This window comes from Kribbella sp. NPDC050124, assembly GCF_044460355.1.
GTDB lineage: Bacteria > Actinomycetota > Actinomycetes > Propionibacteriales > Kribbellaceae > Kribbella.
The window spans coordinates 615,666-636,862 of the sequence record NZ_JBITJU010000001.1 but is presented as its reverse complement, the minus strand read 5'-3'; the positions used below and the strand labels follow the sequence as shown (position 1 = coordinate 636,862).

Genomic DNA, 21,197 nt, shown 5'->3' with positions numbered 1-21,197 from the left:
AGGGCTCGGCCTCGGCCCGGGGAAGCTTTCGGCGGTTCCGCGAGGGACAACCTTCGGGGATCAGCGGTCAGGGATCCCGGCCAACTGCTTGGCCAGCCCGGTCTGCGCCTTGTTCAGCCTCCCGACCAGCCCAAGTACGGCGTTGCGCAGCGGGCGGATCGGACGCGGGACATTGGCCAGCCGGGTCAGCCGATGCGCCAGCCCGACCACGCGGAGCGCCTCGGTGCGACTCGTCGCCGCGTACGTGTCGAGCTCCGACTCGTCGCCCTTGGCCAGGGCTGTGGACAACGCCTCGGCCAGAGTGATCGCATCGCGGAGGCCGAGGTTCATGCCCTGGCCGCCGGCTGGGCTGTGGGTGTGCGCGGCATCGCCGGCCAGCAGCACCCGTCCGGCGCGGTAGTTCTCCGCCACCCGCTCGTGGATCCGGAACCGCGAGCCCCACACCACCTCGGTCACCTTCGGCGCCGACTTCCGCGGACCGCGAGCGGTCAGCAACTGCTGGGCGTAGGCGAGATCCGGGTGCTCCGGCGCCTGATCCACCGACGCGACCAGCCGGAACGATCCGTCCGGCAGCGGCGCGATCACCAGCAGGCCCGCGGTCGCGAACGACAGCGAGACCTCCTCGACCGGCAGGCCGTCGACGCGGACGTCGACCAGGCTGAAGTTCAACTGCAGGGTGTTGCCCGGCATCCGCAGCCCGGCCAGCTCGCGGATCGTGCTGTTCATGCCGTCGGCGGCGACGACGTATTGCGCCTGGATCACGTCGCCGTTGTCCAGCGTCACCTCGGCGCCGTCCGCGGTCTGCGTCAGGCCGACGGCGGCGTACGGGCGCAGGACCGTCCCACCGAGCTCCTCGAGGCGCTCGAGCAGGACCTGCTCGGTCTGCCACTGCGGGATCATCAGCGTGAACGGGTAGTCCGTGGGCAGGTCGCGGAAGCTGACCGGGACAAGTCGGCGGTCGCCGTCGCGGATCGCGAAGTCCTGCAGTTCCAGGCCGAGCTCGACCAGCCGCTTGGTGACGCCGATCCGCTCGAGCATCTCCAGCGTCCGGGCGTGGATCACCGAGGCACGCGAGGTGTTCGAGCCCTCGGCCTGCTTGTCGACCACCACCACGGACTGTCCGTGCAGCCGCAGCCCGGCCGCCACAGCGAGCCCGACCGGGCCCGCGCCTACCACCACAACGTCTGCACTCTTCGGAGTCATCGTCGCCCCTCTCGGTATTTATCAACGCTTGTTGACTTTTACTGTAGGAGAGCCGGCGGCAAAAGTCAACAAGTGTTGGCATATGCTGTGGGTATGGCAGAGCGGAAGTCCGACCGGACCCGGGCGGCGATCCTCACGGCGGCGCGGGAGCGGTTCGGCGCGGACGGGTACGAGCGCGCCACGATCCGGGCGATCGCGGCCGACGCGGCGATCGACCCGGCGATGGTGATGCGGTACTACGGCAACAAGGAGAAGCTGTTCGCGGCGGCGGCGGAGTTCGACCTGCGGTTGCCGGACCTCAGCGCCGTATCGCGGGGAGAGTTGGGCGAGGCGCTGATCAGGCACTTCCTGACCCGCTGGGAGGACGACGACACGCTCCGGGCGTTGCTGCGGGCAGCTGTCACCAACGAGTCAGCGGCCGAGCGGATGCGGGAGCTCTTCGTCGCGCAACTCGCCCCCACCCTGCGCGCCATGGAGGTCGACGAGCCGGCCACCCGCGCCGGACTGATCGCCACCCAAACCCTCGGCCTCGCCCTCTGCCGCTACATCCTCGAACTCGGCCCGGTCACCGCCCTCACCCACGACCAACTGGCCGCCTCACTGGGCCCGACGCTGACCCGCTACCTCACTGCGCCACTGGGCTGATCCAGGACTGGGTGGCGGGGAGTGCCTCCTCCAGGGGTGGGAGGTGCGGGTGCCACTTGAGCTCCCACTCGAGCGAGAGCGGGTAGTCGGTGCCGTCCAGGGTGGTGAGCAGGTCCCGGATCGGGAAGTCGCCGGTGCCGATCGCGACCGGGCGGTACTGCTGCTTCGAGTCCGATTCCTTGATCTGGACGAACTCCAGCCAGGGCTTCAGAAGGGCGAACGACTCCGCAGGGCTCTCGCCGTGGCTCCAGGTGTGGGCGCTGTCCCAGATCACCTTCGCGTTGTGACCGGGGACGTCGGTGTCGAGCCGCGTGAGCAACGCGGCCATCTTGCGGCCGGCCGAGTGCGAGTCGTGGGTCTCCAGGAGGATCTGGCTGTCTGTCGGCGCGGACGTGACCCGGTCGAGGGCGCGGATCTCGCCGGCGCTCGGCGCGTCCGCCGTACCTTCACCGTCATCGCCAGGGAAGACGCGGACGCCGCGGGCGCCGAGGTCGGCGGCGAGCTCGAGGTGCGCCTCCAGCGGCTGGTCCTCGACCGCGCAGAGCTTGACGTAGCTGCTGACCGCGAGGATCTCCAGGCCGGCGTCCTCGATCCGGGACCGCAGCTCCCGCCGCTGCGCCGGGGTCAGGCCGGTGTTGGTGAACTCCTCGTCCGCGGCCCGCAGCTCCAGGCCGGAGATCTCGTTGCTTTTGGCAAGTTCCAGGACATGGTCGAGCGACGCTCCGGGGCAGCCGAGCGTGGAGAAGGCGAAAGTCATACCGCCTATTCGATCAGACCCAGCGCCGGCGCGGGTGAGTGCGCGGAGTGGTGCTGGTCTGGTCGGCCTGCTCCTGGTGCTCCGGGACCTGCTGCTGCTCGTACGAGTACTGCGACTGCTGCTGGTACTCCGGCTGCTGCTGCTCCGGCTGCGAGTAGTAGCTGCCGTTGTAGTCCGTCGAGCCGTACGACGACTCAGGCGCGTAGTTCTGGTTGTAGTTGTCGTACGACGGCTGGACGTTGCTGTACTCCGACCCGCTGTACGACGTCGGGCTGTAGGAGTCGTACGACGTCGACTCGTAGCTGTTGCTCGAGTAGTCACTGCCCGCCTGGGACGAGTAGCCGTGGTCGGTGGACTCGTAGCTGCTGCTGCTCGAGTAGTCCGACTGCCCGTACGACGTGTAGTCCGAGCCGGACTCGTACGACGACTGGTAGCTCGAGGACTGGTCGTCGTACGAGCTGTAGTAGCTGTCGTCAGAGGTCGGGGAGTACGACGGCTCCGGACCGTACGACGGAACGGTCGGCAGCGGCTTGGACGGCGTCAGGAAGTCGTCCTGCTCGGGCCTGACGACCGGAGCCGGCTCGTAGTAGCCCGAGGACGCCGACACCGGCGACGAGCTGTGCGACGACGGCCCGTAGACCTCGTGCTCGTGCGAGGGGGCGGGGGCCACGTGGTGCGATCCGGCGGGCTGGATCGCCGACGGGCTGTCCACCGCGACCCGAGCGGCCCGGCGGCCGGCGCGCGCAACAGGCGCGGGCTCAGGCTCGGGTGCGGGGGTGGGGTCGGCCTGCATCGGGGAGGTCGACGTCTGGTAGTCGGAGGTCGACTCGTACGAGTAGGTCTCGGAGTAGCTGCTGGCCCAGGACGGCGCCTCGGGCTGCGGCTGGTACTCGGGCTGCGGTTGCGGCTGGTACTCGGGCTGCGGTTGCGGCTGATACTGCGGCTGGTACTCGGCCTGCGGCCGTGGCTGGTAGGCGTACGGCTCCGGCTCCGGCTCGACCACGGTCAGCGGCGGCGTCTCGTTCAGCCAACTGCTGCCCGACGCCGTCGTCGACAGCGGGTCCCCGGTGTTGGCGCCGAGGTAGTCGTTCCAGCTGGTCCGCTCGTAGCTGGTCTCCTCAGGCTTCTTCTCTTCCTGCCACGCGGAGACCGCGTCGAACTGCTCGGTCGCGGGACCGGCGTCGTCCTTGTCGTCGTCCTGCCAGCTCTGCACGACCGGCGCGAACGGGCTCCACTTCGGCGGCTCCTCGACCGGCGCGTCACCACCGAACGCCGCGCGGGCCGCCGGTGCGCCACCGAACGGGTTGCCGCCGCCAGGGAAGCCGCCGGCTGCCGCACCGTCGCCCGGGAAACCGGCGGCCGGGGCAGGAGCGGGGGCGGGGGCGAACGGGCTGGGCGCCGGGGCGGGACCGCCGCCGGCCATCTGCAGCTCCGGCTGCCGCTCGAGCCGCAGCGCGGGCGCCGCGGCGCGGGCCGGGCCGTTGGCGATCGGCTCGTTGATCGCGGGCTGCTCATCGGTGTCGTCGTTCGCGTACGTCGGTACCGCGGTCAGCTTCGGCTCGCGCTGGTCCCACCACGGGACCCACTCGCGGCTGGTCTGCATCGCGTTGATCTTGCGGATCACCATCGTCGCGGCGATCGCGGAGACAGCGGTCAGCACCAGGGACGCCGTACCGGCCAGGGCGATTCCGCGCAGCGACCCGACGGTCGCCTCCATCCACATCAGGAACCGGCGCACCACCACGTCGAACGCGAGAGCGCCGATCCAGGTCACCCACCACACGGACGTGAGGGCGGGAGTCCTGAACCGGCGCAAGTCGTCGGCGTAAACCGGGGTCTTCGGATCGCTGGCCAACCAGACGTCGTCGACGATCTGCTTGGGGTACCAGAGATTGGGTCCGGGGCAGAACCAGCTGGCCAGGACCCAGCCATGGCTGCGGCGATGGTCGGCCTGGCAGAACACCTCGGAGTTGACCCGGGCCCGCCAGAGCCAGATGACGAAGACGACCGCGGCGGCGACCGAGATGATCACGTTGGGAACCGCGGTGACCTTGGCGATCGCGTCGGCGCGGTTCAGGTCCGCGTCGTCGACGTTCGGCATCCCGCCGAGGTAGCGGTTGACGACGGAATACGTGTTCCAGTCCGACCAGGTCGAGAGCAGATGGGTGAATGTCGACGCGCCCAGGAGTCCGATGGCGATCTTTCCGACCGTCCCGACCTGCTGGAACTCCTCAGCTGCGTGCGGCTGCCATTCTTCGTCGTGGTTGTGGACAGCAGACAGGACTGCTGGCTGCGGGTGGCTCACGTTCGTCCCTCGCGTTGCTGGAACTCCGTCTGTTCGGCGTTTCGGCCAAATCCTGCCCCCGCATGACCGAGCCACATTGATACCACGAAGTAAGTACCCGTGTGGAGCCGGGTCCAGCACGGAGGGTGTCGACTTAACGCGTTCTTTTCGTCCGCCCATCACCACTTGTAACGACGGAGCAGACGGTGCGTGACGGTTTGGTTTACCGCGCAGGGGGTTGGAAGCCGGGCTGCGACTCGTCGAGTGCCCACCACGGCACCCACTCCCGCTTCGTCTGCAGCTCGTCGATCCGCTGGATCAAGATCACCGCCAGCACCGCGGCCCCGGTGGTGAACAGCGCCGAGACGGTGGACAGTACGACGTTCGTCCGCAGGTCCGGCAGCTCGGTCGCGCCACCGATCACACCGCGCTGGACGATGTTGCCGCTGACCAGGCCGGCCACCCAGGTCAGCCACCAGCCCCAGACCAGTCGGGTGCCCGGGACGCCGCGCAGGGTCGCGAGGTGCGGCGGTGTCCGCGGGTCGCTGGCGGCGACGATGTCGTCGACCACCTGCTTGGGGTACCAGAGGTTCACCACCGGGCAGATCCAGCTGCCGAGCACCCAGCCGCGGGTGAACCGGTGCTCGCCGCGGCAGAACATCTCCGCGTTCCAGCGGACCCGCCACAGCCACACGATGAAGACCGCCGCGGCTGCCAGCAGGGCCAACGCGGCGACGATCCCGAGCGAGCCGGAGATCAGGTCCGCCTCGGCCGACTGGTCCGGGTCGTCGCCGTACTGCTTCACCGTCTGGTACGAGTACCAGTCGGACCACGCGGTTGCCCAGGTGGACACGGTGACGACCCCGATCAGGATCGACGCGGCCAGGCCCATCGCCCGCTCGGAGCTGAACCAGCGGTCCAGCGGCGGCTGGGTCATGTGTCAGAAATAGCACAACACGGCGTGACCAGGCGAGAACAACAGGTGCTGGGAGGTTGGTGTCGGCCTCGGGTCCATGTCGCGAAACGGCCAGAAAGTGTCGGTGGTGGGCGGGAGGATGGGCCTATGCGCTGGTCCGTCATCGACTCACCCATCGGCGACCTGTCCCTGGCCGTGGACGAGGCCGGACTGTGCCGGCTGAACTTCGGCCGCGTCGACCGGCACCTGGAGCCGGACCCGCTGCTGACCGAGACCGCCGAGCAACTGAAGGCCTACTTCGCCGGCGAGCTCAAGGAGTTCACCGTCCCGCTGTCGGTGCGCGGCGGCTCCGAGTTCGAGCGCGCCGTCTGGGCCCAGCTGAGCCGGATCCCGTACGGCGAGATGCAGACGTACGGCGAGGTCGCGAAGATCGTCGGGGACGCGGGCGCGGCCCGGGCGGTCGGCACCGCCTGCAACCGGAACCCGATCGCGGTCGTCGTGCCCTGCCACCGGGTGGTCGGCGCCGGCGGCAAGATGGTCGGCTTCGGCGGCGGCATCCCGCTGAAGCGGCACCTGCTCGAGCTCGAGGCGCGGATCACCCTCGAGACGCTCTGGACCTGAAGCGAAAAGGTGTGCTCGCCAGACCGGGGCGGTGGGGTGGGAGCTGTATCGAACACTGCACGCAGCGAAACCTGACGAAGATCTGACACCGGGCGACGCGTGCGAAGCCGCCCAGTGGGCTACTGGAGGGCTAAGGTCGCTAACAGCGATCACATCGTCACGTTTGAAGCGGACGCTTCATCCATGGCGCTTTGGCCCGCGTACCTCCCTGCCCCCCGGAAGACGCATAAATGAACAAAACTCGCTCGACCGCACACCTTCACCCCGACCTGAGCGCCCTGATGGACAAGAGCGCGGAGGACTGGTCCGCACCCGAGATCCAGAGTGCTGCTCGCTCGGCCCTGAAACTGCACGCCCCCGACCGCGAGCCGCTGACCTGGGTCAAGCGGTTCGGCATCCTGCCCTGGCTACATCGCAACGACGCCGTCTGCCAGCACTGTGGCGGCACCTACCCGTGCATCACGCACCGGTACGCCACCCAACTGCTGTCGGCCGGTCGCTACACGATCGCCAAGCCGCAGAACGAAGACGACGAGAACACCGAGCAGACCCTCAACTGAGTCGATTCGGCCCCACCCACCGCCCCGGTCTGGCGTCGTTCGCGCAAGGCGACGTCGCAGGCACAACGAAGGCCGCGAACCCCACTCGGGGTCGCGGCCTTCGCCGTTGCGGTGGTACGCCGATCAGGAGTCGGACGGCTTCGGGTTGCTCGCCTTCCGGGGCGTGGTCTTCTTCGCGGCGCCATTGGCTGCCGCGTTCACCTCGGTGTCCGCGTCCTCCTTGGCGGCCTCGGTCTTGGCCGACTCCGCCTTCGGGGCGTCGGTCTTGCCGTTCGACTCGGCCTTCGCGTCCGGCTTCGACTCGGTCCGGGTCTCGCTCGGGCGCGACGTCGTACCGGTCGGGGCGGAGCTGTAGTCGCGACCGCTGGTCGGGGTCGACTGCCAGGCCGGCTCCGGCGGGGTCAGCAGCTTCTTCACCGCGGCCGCGGCCAGGGCGCCGAAGCCCAGGAACAGGACGACCTTGCGGAGCCGGTGGCTCTTCTTCGGTACCTCGAGCTCACCCTTCAGCGCGGCCTTGGTGGCCTTGCCCCGGCGCGAGGTCTCCTCGACGACCGGCTCGGCGGCGGCTGCCAGCGACGCCAGCGCGGCGGTCACCTTCGGCAGCACGTCGTCGTTGAACCGCTCGCGCGCCTTCTCGGCGGCGTGCTCGGTGGCCGGGCCGACCTTGGCCAGCGCCTCGTCGATCACCGGGCTGGCCTTCTCCACTGCCACATTCGCGTAGTGCGCGCCCCGCTCGACGGCCTTCTCGGCGTACGGCGACACCTTCTCCCGTGCGGTGCCCACAGCCGGCCCGATCTTCTCCGACGCGGACTCGGCAAGCGGCCGGACCCGATCCTTCGCGGTCTCGACCCGGCCCTTGGACTTCGACAAACCCACGGTTCCCTCCTCGGTGCCGCCCGCCTCGGTGGGGCAGCCATCTGGCCCATCGGCGGTATGGACGCTGCTGATACGACTCTGGACAAATCCGGCTTCGTCTGCATCGTACGACGTACCCAGCCGACAAACCCGCTCCCCAGCACCCAGCCAGGCAGCTTGTAACGATCCATCCCACTACCGCCCCGGTGCCCAGGGCCGCCCGTGGGCAACCATCCCGGCCGGTCGGTGCGGGCGGAGTTGGGGCCGCATGACAGGATCGAAGACGTAAGCCGTGACGAATAGGAGTGACTCCCGTGGCCGAAGAGCTGTACGCGACCCTGCAGACGACGAAGGGTGACGTGGTCATCAGGCTGTTCCCCGATCACGCGCCGAAGACGGTGAGCAACTTCGTCGGGCTGGCCGAGGGCACCAAGGAGTGGACGGACCCGCAGACCGGTCAGCCGAGCAACGCCAGGTTCTACGACGGCCTGACCTTCCACCGGGTGATCGACGGCTTCATGATCCAGGGCGGTTGCCCGCTCGGCACCGGCACCGGCTCGCCGGGCTACGCCTTCGACGACGAGATCCACCCCGAGCTCAAGTTCGACCGCCCGTACCTGCTGGCGATGGCGAACGCCGGCATCCAGTTCGGCAAGGGCACGAACGGATCCCAGTTCTTCGTCACCGTCGTGCCGACCCCGCACCTGAACCGCAAGCACACGATCTTCGGCGAGGTCGTCGACGACGAGTCGAAGAAGGTCGTCGACGCGATCGCGACCGCGAAGACCGCGCCGGGCGACCGGCCGATCGAGCCGATCCTGATCAACACCGTCGTGGTCGAGCGCAAGACCGTCTGATTCTTCCCAGCGGGCCGGGCAAGGTCATCACCTGCCCGGCCCGCACTCTCTCTCCTTGCGGAAGGACCGCCCGTCGTGACCGACACCGTCTGCTACCGGCACCCGGATCGGCCCGCCGGGGTTCGCTGCCAGCGCTGTGACAAGCCGATCTGCCCGGAGTGCATGAAGAGCGCCGCGGTCGGCTTCCAGTGCCCGAACTGCTTCTCCGACGGCGTGAAGTCGGTCCCGCGGACGCGGACGTCGCTGGGCGGCATCCAGCGCGGCAACCCGCAGATCGTCACGATGACGCTGCTGGCGATCAACATCCTGGTGTTCATCGCGGTGCGCGTCGGCAGCAGCCAGATCGTGAACGACCTGGTGCTGGTGCCGGTGCTGGTGGAGTCCGAGCCGTGGCGGCTGCTGACGTCGGCCTTCACCCACGTGCAGATCTTCCACATCTTCGCGAACCTGTTCATGCTCTACCAGGTCGGTCCGCCGCTGGAGCAGATGCTCGGCCGGACCCGGTTCATCATCTTGTACGTGCTGTCCGCGCTCGGCGGCAGCGTCGCGGTCTGGTTCCTCGCCGCTCCCGTGTCGGCGACCCTCGGCGCGTCCGGCGCCGTCCTAGGTCTGGTCGGCGCGCTGCTGGTGATCAGCCGCGCCCGCGGCATGGACGTCACCTGGATCCTCGGCTACGTGGCCGTCACCGCGGTCATCTCGGTCCTCCTCCCGAACATCTCGTGGCAGGGACACCTCGGCGGCTTCGTCGTCGGCGCCGCCGTTGCCTGGGTCTTCCTCCAGGACACCAAGCGGCGCCGCAACCACAAGGCCCGTACCTAAGCCGCGTGCACCGTCCGAGTAGGGGCGAACTCTTCATCGTGGGCGGGCCGACCGTCCAGGTGCCAGCTCCAACTGACCGTCGGCTTGATCCGCAGGTAGACGCTCGGGCCGAACTGGCCTGCGCGCTCGACCACGTCGGCGGTGCCGTAGACGCGCAGGAAGCGCGGTGACCACGGGTTCGTGGTGACGAGATCGTCGATCACGAGGGCGACCTGGTCCTGGCCGGCGCGGACGTTGCGGACCTTGCGGGTGTTCGCCGGGTCGATCCCGCCGACGTAGAAGTAGGTGCCGTCGTACTCGAAGCCGACCGGTACGACGTCCGGCTGCCCGTCAGGGCCGACCGTGGCCAGCCGGGCCAACGGCTGGGACTTCAGATAGCTGAGCTCTTCGTCGGTGAATGTCATGTACGCTAAGGTACAACGATCGTTGTAGTTTCACCAGGAGGTCCGGTGCCACGAGCGGGGAAACGGCAGGAGGTGCTGGCCGGCGCGTTGACCGTGTTCGCGCGGGACGGTTACGCGCGGGCGAGTATCGACGTGATCGCGGCCGAGGCCGGCGTCTCGACGCGGACGCTCTACAACCACTTCGGCGACAAGGCCGGGCTGTTCCGCGCGGTGATCCAGGAGAGTGCGACGAAGGTCGCCGCCGCTCAACTCGCGATCATCGAGGAGCACCTGACCGAGGTCACCGATCTCGAGACCGATCTGGTCGCCTTCGGGATCGCCTGGCGCACGCCGATGCCCGACTACGCCGAGCACTCCGCGCTAATCCGCCAGGTGAACGCCGAGGCCGGGCACATCCCGCAGGACGCGATCGACGCCTGGCAGGAAGCCGGGCCGATCGCCGTACGGCGTGCACTCGCCGACCGGCTGGCCGCCTTCGCCGCCGACGGCCTGCTGCGGATCGACGACCCGATGCGCGCCGCCCTGCACTTCTCACTGCTCATCTCGGGCGCCAACCCGTCCTATCGAGGAGGAACCATGACCCCCGACGAGATCACCGACGCCGTCAGCACCGGCGTCCACGCCTTCCTGCACGGGTACGCCGGCTGATGCGCTACCGGCTGTTCGGGCCCACCGGGCTGCGCGTGTCCGAGCTGTTCCTCGGCGCGATGCGTTTCCGGACCGTCGACCAGGCGCGGCCGATCGTCGACCGGTACGCCGACGCGGGCGGGAACATGATCGACACCGCCGACGCGTACGGCGCGAGCGAGGACATCGTCGGCGAGATCCTGGCCGGCCGCCGGGACCGGTTCGTGCTCGCGTCGAAGTACACGCTGTCCCGGGACCGGACCGACATCAATGCCACCGGCAACCACCGGAAGAACCTCCGGCTCGCGCTCGAGTCCAGCCTGCGGCGGCTGCGGACCGACTACCTCGACGTCTACTGGGTGCACTACTGGGAGCAGCACACTCCGATCGAGGAGACGCTGCGCGCTCTCGACGACGCGGTCCGGGCCGGCAAGATCCTGTACGCCGGGATCTCGGACGCACCCGCCTGGCTCGTTGCTCGCGGCAACACGCTGGCCGAGTGGCGGGACTGGTCCGGGTTCGCCGGGTTGCAGGTGCCGTACAGCCTGCTGCAGCGTGACGTCGAGCGCGAACTGCTGCCGATGGCGGAAGCGTTCGGCATGACCGTGGTCGCCTGGGCACCGCTTGCCCACGGGAAGCTGGCCAAGCCGGCCGGCCCGGATGCCGACGATCGCGAGCGCGCTGTGCTGGCCGCCGTACAAGAGGTCGCGAAGGAGCTGGACGTCACGCCGTCACAGGTGGCCCTCGCCTGGACCCGGGTCCATTCGCGCGCCGTCCATCCGCTGGCCGGGGCGAGCTCCGTGGAGCAACTCGCCGACCAGCTGGCCGCGATCGACCTCGCCCTGCCGGCGGACGCCGTACGACGCCTGGAGTCCGCAACCGCCTTCGAGCTCGGCTTCCCGCACAGCTTCATCACCCCCGACCTCCTCGACCCGGACCACATCGACCCCCGTTGAATCTTGAATGGCCTAGGCCACAATTTCCGATCGTCTCGATGAACGCCCATGACCACCGCGCCCAGGCAACGAAGGCCACCCCTTCACGTCAGCGCAGCAGCAGGGAGCTGTCGCCGAATTCGTGCCAGAGGTAGCTGTGGTGCAGGGCGGCGTCGTAGGCGCGTTGGACGGTGTCGCCGCCTACGACCGACTCCAGCAGGAGCAGGTGTGAGGCTTCGGGCGCGTGCATGCCGGTAATGAGGCCGTCGATGACGCGGACCGGGTGGTCCGGGCCGAGCACAAGGTCGGTCCAGCCGTGGGAGGCAGTGACCGAGCCGTCGTCCGCGACAGCTGACTCGACTGCTCGCACTGCGGTGGTTCCTACCGCGATCACCCGGCCGCCATTGGCCTTCACCCAGTTCACCAACCGAGCCGTGTGCGCCGGTACGTCGTACCGCTCGGGCAACGGTGGTTCGTGGCTCTCCAGCGAGGACACACCGCAGTGCAGCAGGATCGGCGCGATCAGGACGCCCTGAGACGCGAGCTGACTGACCAGTTCGAAGCTGAACGGCCGCGCCGCACTGGGCATCTCCGCACTCCCGGGCTCGCGTGCGAAGACGGTCTGGTACGACGCGATCGGCCAACGCCGACCGACGTATTTGTAGGTGATGGCTCGGCCGTGCCGTTGCAGGTAGCCCAGCACGTCGGGCACTGGCGGCTTGGCGCGCCACAGCCGGGTGGATTCCGGCTGGTACGGCGCCAGCAGCGTCAGCACGCCCTCCGGCAACTCCACCTGATCGCCGGACGTACCGCCGAACATCGGTGAGCCGCCGTTGCGCAGTTCGACGACCCAGGTGCCGTCGTCGAGTGCGGTGGAGAAGTGCACCACGACAGGCGCAACGCCTGAGCCAGTGATCCACGAGCCGTCGACTGCGGCAGGCAGCGTGCCGGACGTGTTCACCAGCAGGAGGTCACCGGGTCGCAGGTGCTCACCGATCCGGTCGAACCTGGTGTGCGTGACGGTCGACCCCTCCGCGACCAGCAGCTTCACCTGGTCCCGGGACAGACCTCTCGCCTCGGGTGGTTCGGTGGCGTTCAGGGAGTCGGGCAGGACGAACCGCGTGTGGGGGTGCACCCTCACGAGGTCACCGCCGGCGCGAACTCGGCCGCTCGGTACCGCCCACTCTTGGGACGACTGTCGAGCAACTGCAGGAACGCCGGTACGACGGTCGCCGGCTCGGGCCGGTCCGAGATGTCCTCACCGGGGAACGCCGCCTGGTGCATCGCCGTACGAAGGTCACCTGGGTCGACGGCGTAGACGGCCAGCGACGGGTGCTCGGCGGCGAGTACTGCGGTGGCGTGGTCGAGCGCGGCCTTGGCGGAGCCGTAGCCGCCCCAGCCTTCATATGCCTCGACTGCCGCGTCGGAGCTGATGTTGAGCACCACACCGGACGCTCCGCTGAGTTCTGGCAGCAGTGCCTGGGTGAGTGCGATCGGTGCGACCACGTCGACCTCGTACACGCGGCGCAGCTCGTTCAGGTCGGCCTGACCCAGCGGCTGCAGCGGACTCGGGCCGAGGTAGCTCGCGTTGTTGATCAGCAGGTCGAGCCGGCCGAGCTCGATCACGGCGTCGACCAGGTCGGCCCGGTGCTCGGGATCGGTGACGTCGCCGGCCAGCGGTACGACGTCGGTGCGGTCGGCCAGCGCGTCGGCGGCGTCCTTGAGGGCGGCGGCGCCGCGGGCGTCGATCACCAGCGCCCATCCACGGTCGGCCAGCCCGTGCGCGAGCGCCAACCCTAGACCGGCGGAGGCGCCGGTGATGAGAGCGACAGGACGGTTGGATGCTTCAGGAGTCATGTCCCCAACCGTCATACTTCAAGTCAACTTGAGGTCAAGAGGATCCCGGGATTCATGATGTTGTCCGGGTCGAGCACCTTCTTGACCGCCTGCAAAGCCTCGACCGCCAGCGGTCCGATCTCCTCGGCGTACGCGTCGCGGTGATCGGTGCCGACACCATGGTGGTGGCTGATGGTGCCCCCGGCTGTCGCAATCGCGTGGTTGGCCGCGATCTTCGCCGTACGCCATTGCGCGACCGGGTCGTCCGTCTGCGCCGAGATCACCGTGAAGTACAGCGACGCGCCGGTCTCGTAGACGTGCGACACATGGCAGAGCACCAGCGGCGGCGTGCCCTGCTCGGTCAGCGACTTCACCAACGCCTCAGTGACCGCGGCCTTCAGCCCGGGCAGCTTCGACCAGAACGCCGCCGTCTCGAGCGTCTCCACCAGCGCGCCCTCGTCCAGCAACGGATCGCGCAGGTACGGCGCCCGATACCGCCCGACGCGCCAGGTCTCACCCGGACCCTCGCCCAGGTTTTGCCCACCAGCCTCGGTGAGCGCTCGAGCTGTCGCCGCGTTGTACGGCCCGTCGAAGCCGACGATCGCCAGTACGCCACCCGACCCGCCACCCAGCACGTCGGGATCAGCCAGGTTCACCGCTGTCTCGGCCTCGTCGGACAACCGCAGCACAGTCGGCAACGGCCCGTCCTGCGCCAACCGCCGGATCGCGGCCAACCCAGCCTCGAAGTTCTCGAACCGCCAGCCCTCGAAATGCCGCTCGGCCGGCCGCGGCCGGATCCGTACGACGACCGACGTGATGATCCCGAACGCGCCTTCGGACCCGAGCACCAACTGCCGCAGGTCCGGCCCGGCCGCGGACATCGGCGCCCGGCCGAGCTCGATGGTCCCGCGCGGAGTCGCCAGCGTCAGCCCGACCACCATCTGGTCGAACCGCCCGTAGCCCGCCGACGACTGCCCACTCGACCGCGCTGCCGCGTAGCCACCGATCGACGCGCCCTCATAAGACTGTGGAAAGTGCCCGAGTGTGTACCCGCGTTCGGCGAGCAACGCCTCCGCGGCCGGACCACGGACCCCGGCCTGCAATGTCGCCGTCCGGGAGATCTCGTCGATCGCCACGAGTTGGTCGAGCCGGCGCAGGTCGACCGTGACGAAGCGTCGGTCGGCGGCCAGCCCACCGACGACCGACGTACCGCCCGAGTAGGGGACAACCGCCAGCTTTTCCTCACAGCATGCGGCGAGCAGAGCCTGCACCTCGTCGTGCGACCCGGGGTAGACGACGGCGTCGGGCATGTCGGTGGTGTCGCCCGCGCGATGTCTGAGCAGGTCTGGAGTCGAGTAGCCGCGGGTGTGCCCCCAGCGGGAGTCCAGGTCGGTCGTGACGTGATCTGGGCCGACGATCGAGGCCAGGAAGTCCAACTGCGCGGTCGTCAGGCCGGGCCGGTACTCCGGATCCACAGGAGACCCGGCAGGTCGCCGTACGCCGAGATGCTTGAGCGCCTCGACGGCCGCGGCCGGAAGCTCGACGGGGTGGTCGGGGTCGCCCCAGCGGCCCGGCGTGAGATGCACCACCGGCAGGTCCGACTCGGTCATTCTGATCTCCCGATCGCCACGGTTGAGGGGTAGCGTCCGTGGCAGGTGAGACCCCCTGGCTCCCACCTGCCACGGACAGTTCCCGGACGCCACAGTCGCTGATACACTCTGACGTGTGATGTCTCAGCGTAGCAGCGAGTCGGCTCCGGAAACAGCGTCCGAGACCAGTACGCGTCCCACACCCGCGAATGCGATCGGCGAAGAGCGGATCCTGGACGCGTCCTACGAGCTGCTGCTCGCGATCGGGATGCGCCGGATGACGATGGCCGACATCGCCCGGCATGCCGAGGTTTCCCGCGCCACCCTCTACCGACGCTGGCCGAACGTGCAGGCCGTGGTCGCCGCGCTGATGACCCGGGAGTGGACCACCGCACTGGTGTCCGCGTTCCAGCCCGACGCGGTCGACGGGCGGTCGCGGCTGGTCGAGGGTGTGGTCGAGGTGGTCGCGAAGACCCGCGTGCACCCGCTGATGCGGAAGATCATCGAGCTCGACCCGGAGTTCCTCACGCCGTACCTGCTCGAGCGCCGCGGGAGCAGCACGGTCGCGCACCTGGCCCTGGTTGAGGAAGGCATCAAGGCCGGCCAGACCGACGGCTCGATCCGGTCCGGCGACCCGGTCTGGCTGGCCCGCCAGATCATCCTGGTCTCGCTGGCGTCGGCAGTGTCCGGACCGGTGATGGCCTCGAAGGACGAATATCCGCATCTCGACGAGGAGCTGCGGGTGATGCTCACCAGGTACCTGACGCCATGATCAGCGTGGGCAACGCCAGCCTGAACGCGGCGCGCCGGATCCGCGAGCTGGAGTGGCTGGACACGGTCGGCAAGGTCGACGTGCTGGTCATCGGCGGCGGGGTCACCGGCGCAGGTGTTGCCCTGGACGCGGCCGCGCGCGGCCTGACCGTTGCCCTGGTGGAGAAGCACGACCTCGCGTTCGGCACCAGCCGGTGGAGCTCGAAGCTCGTGCACGGCGGGCTGCGCTACCTCGCGTCCGGCCACGTCGGCATCGCGTACGAGAGCGCGGTCGAGCGCGGCATCCTGATGAAGACGACGGCACCGCATCTGGTCCACCCGGTGCCGCAGGTCGCGCCGTGGTTGCCGCAGGCACGGTTCGCCCAGGCCGCGCTGCTCCGGGGTGCGTTCCTCGGTGGCGATGTCCTGCGCACGTTCGCGCGGACCAGCGACGACTACCTGCCGCACTCCCGCCGGGTCAGCTCGGCCGAGATCCTCCGCTACGCACCGACGCTGCGTCCGGACGGCATGCGCGGCGGCTTCCTGACCTGGGACGGGCAGTTGTACGACGACGCCCGGCTGGTGGTCGCGATCGCGCGGACCGCGGCGCAGTACGGCGCTCGCATGCTGACCCGGGTCGCAGCCACCGAGGTGACCGGGCGCGGCGCCGTACTCGTCGATCAGTTGACCGGGCAGCGGCTGCAGGTGGACGCATCGGTCGTGATCAACGCGGCCGGGATCTGGGCCGACCAGGTCGCCTCCGAGATCAAGCTGCGGCCGAGCCGGGGGACCCATCTGGTGCTGCCGCAGTCGGCCTTCGGCGGGCTGTCCGCCGTGCTGACCGTGCCGGTGCCTGGCGAGCTGCGGCGCGTGGTGATGGCGATCCCGGCGCCGGACGACCGGGTGTACGTCGGGCTGACCGACGAGGAGGCGCCTGGACCGGTGAGTGACGTACCGCACGCGACCGAGGCCGAGATCGACTTCCTGCTGTCCACGATCAGCTCAGCCGTGCAGGTGCCACTGACCCGGTCCGACCTGATCGGGACGTACGCCGGCCTGCGTCCGCTGCTCGACACCGGTCACCACAAGGGTGAGGACAAGACCGCGGACATCTCCCGGCGGCACGCGGTGATCACGAGCGCGGACGGGTTGGTGACGATCGTCGGCGGGAAGCTGACGACGTACCGGCGGATGGCGCAGGACGCGCTCGACAAGGCCCTGCAGCAGTCCACCCTGACGGTACGGCGACCGTGCTTGACGCACCGGATTCCGCTCGTGGGGGCGGCTGACCGGGTGCAGTTGGCTGCGGTGCGGGCGCCGGCGCGCTTCGTGCAGCGGTACGGCGTGGAGGCGCCGGAGGTGATCGCGGGTGCTCCGGGGTTGCTGGAGCCGATCGCGCCGGGGTTGCGGACCACGGTTGCCGAGCTGCTGTTCGCCGTACGGCATGAGGGTGCGCTGACCGCGGACGACGTACTGGATCGGCGGACCCGGATCGGGTTGTCGGCGACGGACCGTGAGCTGGCGTTGCCAGCGGTCCGGGAGGCGTTCGCCGGCGTGTAAGACCTGTGGATAACGGGGTTGAACGCTCCCACGGCTGGGTTAACTTGGCTGCGAGGGGGTGAAGAGGTGACGCAGCCGTACCCGGGGCCTGGTGGTCCGCAACCGTTCCGGCAGCCGTATCCGGTGCCGCATCGACCAGGGCCGTACCAACCTGTTCCGTACCCGGTGCCGCCGCGGTACAAGCCGTTGCGGAAGATCGCCGTGGTCAGCATCGTGCTGATGGGACTGACCGCGGTGGGCGCGGTGATCCAGACCGCGCTGATGTGGAGCTCTTACGACGAGGTCAAGCGGTTCGTGTACGGGCTGCTCTCCGAGGAGGAGATCGACCGGGCGTTCGGTTCGATCGCGGGCACCGGTCCGCTGCTCAACCTGGTCAGCTACCTGCTGATGGGGACGGCGATCGCGTTCCTGATCTGGCTGTGGCAAGCGCGGGAGAACGCGGACTTCCTGCACTCACCACTCGCGCCGCGGCCGGTCCTGCAGCAGGGGAAGCTGCACCGGCATGCGAACGGCTGGGTCGTCGGTTCGTGGTTCTGCCCGGTCGTGCAGTTCTGGTACCCGCTGCAGATCGTCCAGGACGTGACCTTTGCGAGCGAGCCGCCGGAGCAGCAGGGCGTGTCCCGGCGTGGCCACATTCGAGGTTTGCTCTACGGCTGGTGGGCGACGTGGACCGGGTTCTGGGTGATCCTGGTCGGCGGTGGAGCGTTCGCCGTCATCGCGTTCGTCGTCTGGATCGTCCGCCTGGTGGACGCCGCCGACACCGCGGACCAGACCGGCGACTACGTCGACATCTACGACCTGCAGGACTTCATGGTCCGGGTCGCGCTGAGCGTCAACATCGCCTTCACCGTGGCGACCGTGCTGCTGATCGCGGCCGGCGTCGCCGCGTCGCTGCTGCTGCTTCGCGTCACCCAGTGGCACCACGACCAGGCGACCATGCCGCCGCCGGCTGTTGCGCCGCCCGAGCCGCCGCAGTACGCGCCGCGCTACAACCAGCCCGGTCCGACGTTCCCGTCGTACCGGCCGTATCAGGGATAGGCGAGGACGGCGGTCGCGTCGTCGTACCGCTTCCCGCGGAAGCTGTCCGGGTGCGCGGCCGCGTCGTACTCCCAGACTCTGGCAACAAGCTCGCGGGGACCTTTCTGCGTCAGCACCTCGACGAGGTCAGTCCAGGCGTGGCCGTACCGCTCGACATACCGGGCCGCCCCATCGGAGAGTACTGCGATCAGTTCTACGTCCGCGCGGTCCGTCGCACCGGTGATTGCTTCGTAGGCCGCCTTGGGCTGAGTGCTCGCCACCCAGAAGCCGCCCGGCTGGTTGCGGTGCCGCCGAGCGGATTCGAGGGAGTACTCCGGGAGGAGGTCGATGCGGTCGTCGCTGTGCACCGCCACCTTCCCCGCCGGTGATCGCATCACGACGGGCGAGTCCGCGAGGACGAGGTGCTCGACGATGTCCGGGCCGACCCGGACCATCGCGACCGTGGACGACGGGCTGTCCGGGTTGGTGAGGTCGCAGGTGTCCGCGTGGTCGGCTCCGACCGCGACGATCGCCTCGGCGAGTAGCTCCGGGAGCGGTGCCGTCGTGCGAGCGAGGAGCGGTACGACGAGCTGAGCGCCGAGCTGACCGACCAGCCAGGCCACCGTGTGCCGGCAGCCGGAGTCGACGCCTCTCGGTGCGGTGGCGCCGTCGAGGACGATGACGAAGTCAGGTCCGGTCAGGACGAGGTCCTCGTTCACCGCCGGTGGCCGACGGTCAGGGGCGGGCTGGCTGAACGAGCGAATCTCCACCTGCCCAGTCTCTACGGTCGGGCGGCCCAGCTGTCGGCGAGGGACTGCTCGAGGGAGATCTTCGGGGACCAGCCGAGCTGCTTGCCGACCAGCCCGGTGTCGGCCTGCTGCCAGGTCGCGCCGCGCACGGTGTCCGGCCGGGCCTCCTCGACGATCGTGGCCGGCTGGCCACTCAACTCGAACAGCTGACCGGCGACGTCCCGGGCCAGACTCGCCCGCCCGGTGCCGACGTTCAGGACCGGCGGTGGCTTGGCGTCGGCGAGGGCGACCGCGACCACGGCCTCCGCGACATCGCGGACGTCGACGAAATCGCGCCAGATGTCCAGCGACCCGGCCTCGATCGTGTGCCTGGATCTCAGGTCCCGGATCACCCGGCCGGTGAGCGTGCTCTCCGGCGCGTCGGGGCCGATCACGTCGAACACCCGGAGGACGACCGCGTCGGCGCCGTTGCGCTGGGCCCGGAGAACAAGCTCCGAGCCGGCGAGTTTGGTGAGGCCGTACGGACCGGCCGGGCAGGGTTCGGTCTGTTCGTCCTGGCTGGTGCCTTGCGGCGCACCGCCGTACTCGGCGGCCGAGCCGAGGTGGACGAAGCGGGCATGGCTCGCATGGTCCCGGGCCGAGGCGAGCAGGGCCTCGACCGCGATCACGTTGGCCCGGACCAGGGTCGCGGAGTCGCCCAGCGTGGCGCCGGCGGCGTTGATGACGACGGTCGGTTTGTACATGCCGATCTGGGTGTCGAGCGCGTACGGGTGCATCGCGGCCAGGTCGCACAGCCGGTGCGGCTCGCCCCGGCTCCGGCTCAGGCCGCGGTACTCGATGCCGCGGTCGGCGAGCAGCGCGCAGATCCTGGCGCCGAGGAAGCCTCCCGCGCCGAACACCATCACCCGCTCAGTTCCGGTCACCCTTCCATCGTCCGGTTCGTATTTGTCGGTCCGCCTACCGTTCTCCGTCGTACCCATCACAAATGCACCAGCGCCGACTTGCGGCACTGTGTCGGTACGGCGTGACAGGGTGGCCGGGATGCCTCAGCGACAGGGGAGAGCGATGCCAGATCGAGTGGACGGGCGACCGCCGGCGCCGACCGAGTCGACGATCCGCGACTGGGACGACGCGGACCCGTCCGGCCAGACCTACCGCCGGGTGCTGTTCGTCGACTCCGACCTGACCGAGGTGGACAACCGCGGCGGGGTCTTCGAGGAGTGCACGTTCCGCGGCGTCCGCTTCAATGCGTCGACGCACACCGACGCCGCGTTCGTGAACTGCACCTTCGTCCGGTGCTCGCTGTTCGACACCACGTTCACCCGGTGCAAGTTCGTCGGCAGCTTCTTCGACGACTGCACCTACAACCTGCTGAAGGTGTCCGGCGGCGACTGGTCCTTCACCGGGCTCCCGGGCGCGGACCTGCGCGGGACGGAGTTCACCGGGGTGAAGTTCCGGGAGGCGGACCTCACCGGCGTCCGGGCAGCCAAGGCAGTGCTGCGGGACCTCGAGCTGTCCGGTGCGTCACTGCACCGCGCCGACTTCACCGGCGCCGATCTGCGCGGCTCCGACCTCTCCACCCTCGACCCACTCACGGTCGAGCTGAAGGACGCCCGGGTCGACATCACCCAGGCGATGGTCATCGCCACGTCACTCGGCCTCGACGTGCGGCCCTAACCTGTGGATATCTCCGTGTGATCGCCTTGGCATCCCCCGTTTCATCCACAGCCTGTGGATAACTATCCGGATAACTTCGTACCACTCTGTGAGAGTCTCACCGCGCCCGGGCGATCTGCCGGAGCCCGTTCGCCGGCTTGGTGACCGGAACCGCCCGTGGCACCAGCTCACGACGATGCCGGGCCGGCGGTCGCCCGCGGACCACGAGCATCGCCGAGTGCTCGACGACGTACGGGACGGCGACCAGGCGCCGGTCGCGGATCAGCGTCTGCAGTCCGGCGGCCAGGCCGACGCCGGCGAAGGCGCCGAGCGTGTTCGCGACCAGGTCGTGGAGCTGGCAGGAGCGGCCGAGTTGCGGGACCACGTCACCCGGCCGCCGCAGCGACGACAGCGCGATCGGCAGGGCCATGCCGGTCAGCACGAGCCAGGTGTCCAGCAGATGGGGGATGCCGCGATAGGTCTCGAGCACGCGTCCGAAGCCTCCCGTGGTCGACCGGCCGACAGCTGTCTTCCTCGCCGAATTCGCTTCCTGAGAG

At 69.3% G+C, this 21,197-nt stretch carries 23 protein-coding genes; 11 read left to right on the top strand and 12 right to left on the bottom strand.

Going from position 1 to position 21,197, the window contains the following annotated elements; all coding sequences use genetic code 11:
* Window positions 1-60: 60 nt before the first annotated feature.
* Window positions 61-1,203 carry an FAD-dependent oxidoreductase gene (locus tag ACIBL3_RS03205; protein WP_396351509.1) on the bottom strand — a complete coding sequence of 381 codons (1,143 nt, stop codon included), beginning with the start codon at window positions 1,201-1,203 and terminating at the stop codon, window positions 61-63.
* A gap of 93 nt (window positions 1,204-1,296) precedes the next feature.
* Between ACIBL3_RS03205 and ACIBL3_RS03200 the strand changes: the two genes are divergently transcribed.
* Window positions 1,297-1,848, top strand: a complete 552-nt coding sequence (locus tag ACIBL3_RS03200) for a TetR family transcriptional regulator (RefSeq protein ID WP_396351508.1) — start codon at window positions 1,297-1,299, stop codon at window positions 1,846-1,848.
* On the opposite strand, the gene ACIBL3_RS03195 is transcribed toward ACIBL3_RS03200, so the two are convergent.
* From ACIBL3_RS03195 to ACIBL3_RS03185, 3 genes are all read right to left on the bottom strand, one after another.
* Complete coding sequence (locus ACIBL3_RS03195; RefSeq protein ID WP_396351507.1) at window positions 1,829-2,605, bottom strand: sugar phosphate isomerase/epimerase family protein; 777 nt, start codon at window positions 2,603-2,605, stop codon at window positions 1,829-1,831. The two genes, ACIBL3_RS03200 and ACIBL3_RS03195, sit on opposite strands and share 20 nt — an antisense overlap.
* 13 nt (window positions 2,606-2,618) lie before the next feature.
* Window positions 2,619-4,910 (bottom strand): DUF4328 domain-containing protein, encoded by a 2,292-nt coding sequence (locus tag ACIBL3_RS03190; RefSeq protein WP_396351506.1) that lies wholly within the window; start codon window positions 4,908-4,910, stop codon window positions 2,619-2,621.
* A 202-nt stretch (window positions 4,911-5,112) separates the two neighbouring features.
* On the bottom strand, window positions 5,113-5,826 hold the full coding sequence (locus tag ACIBL3_RS03185; RefSeq protein ID WP_396351505.1) for a DUF4328 domain-containing protein: 714 nt from the start codon (window positions 5,824-5,826) through the stop codon (window positions 5,113-5,115).
* 126 nt (window positions 5,827-5,952) lie between these two features.
* Here ACIBL3_RS03185 and ACIBL3_RS03180 point away from each other — a divergent pair, with 126 nt between their 5' ends.
* Entirely contained in the window at window positions 5,953-6,426 is a 474-nt protein-coding gene (locus tag ACIBL3_RS03180; protein ID WP_396351504.1) for a methylated-DNA--[protein]-cysteine S-methyltransferase, read from the top strand.
* Between the two features lie 230 nt (window positions 6,427-6,656).
* The gene (locus ACIBL3_RS03175) at window positions 6,657-6,986 is read left to right on the top strand and encodes a hypothetical protein (RefSeq protein ID WP_396351503.1); all 330 of its coding nucleotides are present in this window, start codon (window positions 6,657-6,659) and stop codon (window positions 6,984-6,986) included.
* 123 nt (window positions 6,987-7,109) lie between these two features.
* Here the strand turns inward: ACIBL3_RS03175 and ACIBL3_RS03170 are convergent, their stop codons facing one another.
* Window positions 7,110-7,862 (bottom strand): hypothetical protein, encoded by a 753-nt coding sequence (locus tag ACIBL3_RS03170; RefSeq protein ID WP_396351502.1) that lies wholly within the window; start codon window positions 7,860-7,862, stop codon window positions 7,110-7,112.
* A gap of 293 nt (window positions 7,863-8,155) precedes the next feature.
* Between ACIBL3_RS03170 and ACIBL3_RS03165 the strand changes: the two genes are divergently transcribed.
* Window positions 8,156-8,698 (top strand): peptidylprolyl isomerase, encoded by a 543-nt coding sequence (locus ACIBL3_RS03165; RefSeq protein ID WP_396351501.1) that lies wholly within the window; start codon window positions 8,156-8,158, stop codon window positions 8,696-8,698.
* Window positions 8,699-8,773: 75 nt separating this feature from the next.
* Window positions 8,774-9,517 carry a rhomboid family intramembrane serine protease gene (locus ACIBL3_RS03160; protein ID WP_396351500.1) on the top strand — a complete coding sequence of 248 codons (744 nt, stop codon included), beginning with the start codon at window positions 8,774-8,776 and terminating at the stop codon, window positions 9,515-9,517.
* On the opposite strand, the gene ACIBL3_RS03155 is transcribed toward ACIBL3_RS03160, so the two are convergent.
* Complete coding sequence (locus ACIBL3_RS03155; RefSeq protein WP_396351499.1) at window positions 9,514-9,921, bottom strand: PPOX class F420-dependent oxidoreductase; 408 nt, start codon at window positions 9,919-9,921, stop codon at window positions 9,514-9,516. The genes ACIBL3_RS03160 and ACIBL3_RS03155 overlap by 4 nt on opposite strands.
* 45 nt (window positions 9,922-9,966) lie before the next feature.
* On the opposite strand from ACIBL3_RS03155, the gene ACIBL3_RS03150 reads away from it, so the two are divergent.
* A complete protein-coding gene (locus ACIBL3_RS03150; protein WP_396351498.1) occupies window positions 9,967-10,569 on the top strand; it encodes a TetR/AcrR family transcriptional regulator in 603 nt (200 codons plus the stop codon).
* Window positions 10,569-11,504 carry an aldo/keto reductase gene (locus ACIBL3_RS03145; protein WP_396351497.1) on the top strand — a complete coding sequence of 312 codons (936 nt, stop codon included), beginning with the start codon at window positions 10,569-10,571 and terminating at the stop codon, window positions 11,502-11,504. The genes ACIBL3_RS03150 and ACIBL3_RS03145 overlap by 1 nt, the downstream gene beginning before the upstream one ends.
* Window positions 11,505-11,592: 88 nt before the next feature.
* Here ACIBL3_RS03145 and ACIBL3_RS03140 read toward each other — a convergent pair whose 3' ends face one another.
* From ACIBL3_RS03140 to ACIBL3_RS03130, 3 genes are read right to left on the bottom strand one after another with little or no spacing between them, the layout of a single operon-like run.
* Entirely contained in the window at window positions 11,593-12,624 is a 1,032-nt protein-coding gene (locus ACIBL3_RS03140) for an S-adenosylmethionine:tRNA ribosyltransferase-isomerase (protein WP_396351496.1), read from the bottom strand.
* A complete protein-coding gene (locus ACIBL3_RS03135; RefSeq protein WP_396351495.1) occupies window positions 12,621-13,340 on the bottom strand; it encodes an SDR family NAD(P)-dependent oxidoreductase in 720 nt (239 codons plus the stop codon). The genes ACIBL3_RS03140 and ACIBL3_RS03135 overlap by 4 nt, the downstream gene beginning before the upstream one ends.
* A 23-nt stretch (window positions 13,341-13,363) precedes the next feature.
* The gene (locus ACIBL3_RS03130; protein WP_396351494.1) at window positions 13,364-14,929 is read right to left on the bottom strand and encodes an FAD-binding oxidoreductase; all 1,566 of its coding nucleotides are present in this window, start codon (window positions 14,927-14,929) and stop codon (window positions 13,364-13,366) included.
* Window positions 14,930-15,047: 118 nt separating this feature from the next.
* Between ACIBL3_RS03130 and ACIBL3_RS03125 the strand changes: the two genes are divergently transcribed.
* The 3 genes from ACIBL3_RS03125 to ACIBL3_RS03115 all read left to right on the top strand — a co-directional run bounded on the left by ACIBL3_RS03125 (window position 15,048) and on the right by ACIBL3_RS03115 (window position 18,256).
* Window positions 15,048-15,680, top strand: a complete 633-nt coding sequence (locus ACIBL3_RS03125; protein ID WP_396351493.1) for a TetR/AcrR family transcriptional regulator — start codon at window positions 15,048-15,050, stop codon at window positions 15,678-15,680.
* Entirely contained in the window at window positions 15,677-17,218 is a 1,542-nt protein-coding gene (locus tag ACIBL3_RS03120; protein WP_396351492.1) for a glycerol-3-phosphate dehydrogenase/oxidase, read from the top strand. Before ACIBL3_RS03125 ends, ACIBL3_RS03120 begins: the two co-directional genes overlap by 4 nt.
* Before the next feature lie 66 nt (window positions 17,219-17,284).
* Window positions 17,285-18,256, top strand: a complete 972-nt coding sequence (locus ACIBL3_RS03115) for a DUF4328 domain-containing protein (RefSeq protein ID WP_396351491.1) — start codon at window positions 17,285-17,287, stop codon at window positions 18,254-18,256.
* Here the strand turns inward: ACIBL3_RS03115 and ACIBL3_RS03110 are convergent.
* Together ACIBL3_RS03110 and ACIBL3_RS03105 are read right to left on the bottom strand one after the other, a co-directional pair.
* Window positions 18,247-19,005: a protein phosphatase 2C domain-containing protein gene (locus ACIBL3_RS03110; RefSeq protein ID WP_396351490.1), complete on the bottom strand. Its 759-nt coding sequence runs from the start codon at window positions 19,003-19,005 to the stop codon at window positions 18,247-18,249. The genes ACIBL3_RS03115 and ACIBL3_RS03110 overlap by 10 nt on opposite strands.
* Window positions 19,006-19,016: 11 nt before the next feature.
* Complete coding sequence (locus tag ACIBL3_RS03105) at window positions 19,017-19,907, bottom strand: NAD-dependent epimerase/dehydratase family protein (protein ID WP_396351489.1); 891 nt, start codon at window positions 19,905-19,907, stop codon at window positions 19,017-19,019.
* Window positions 19,908-20,049: 142 nt separating this feature from the next.
* Between ACIBL3_RS03105 and ACIBL3_RS03100 the strand changes: the two genes are divergently transcribed.
* Window positions 20,050-20,661: a pentapeptide repeat-containing protein gene (locus tag ACIBL3_RS03100; protein ID WP_396351488.1), complete on the top strand. Its 612-nt coding sequence runs from the start codon at window positions 20,050-20,052 to the stop codon at window positions 20,659-20,661.
* A 97-nt stretch (window positions 20,662-20,758) separates the two neighbouring features.
* Here ACIBL3_RS03100 and ACIBL3_RS03095 read toward each other — a convergent pair whose 3' ends face one another.
* Window positions 20,759-21,130: a hypothetical protein gene (locus ACIBL3_RS03095; RefSeq protein ID WP_396351487.1), complete on the bottom strand. Its 372-nt coding sequence runs from the start codon at window positions 21,128-21,130 to the stop codon at window positions 20,759-20,761.
* Window positions 21,131-21,197: the final 67 nt, after the last annotated feature.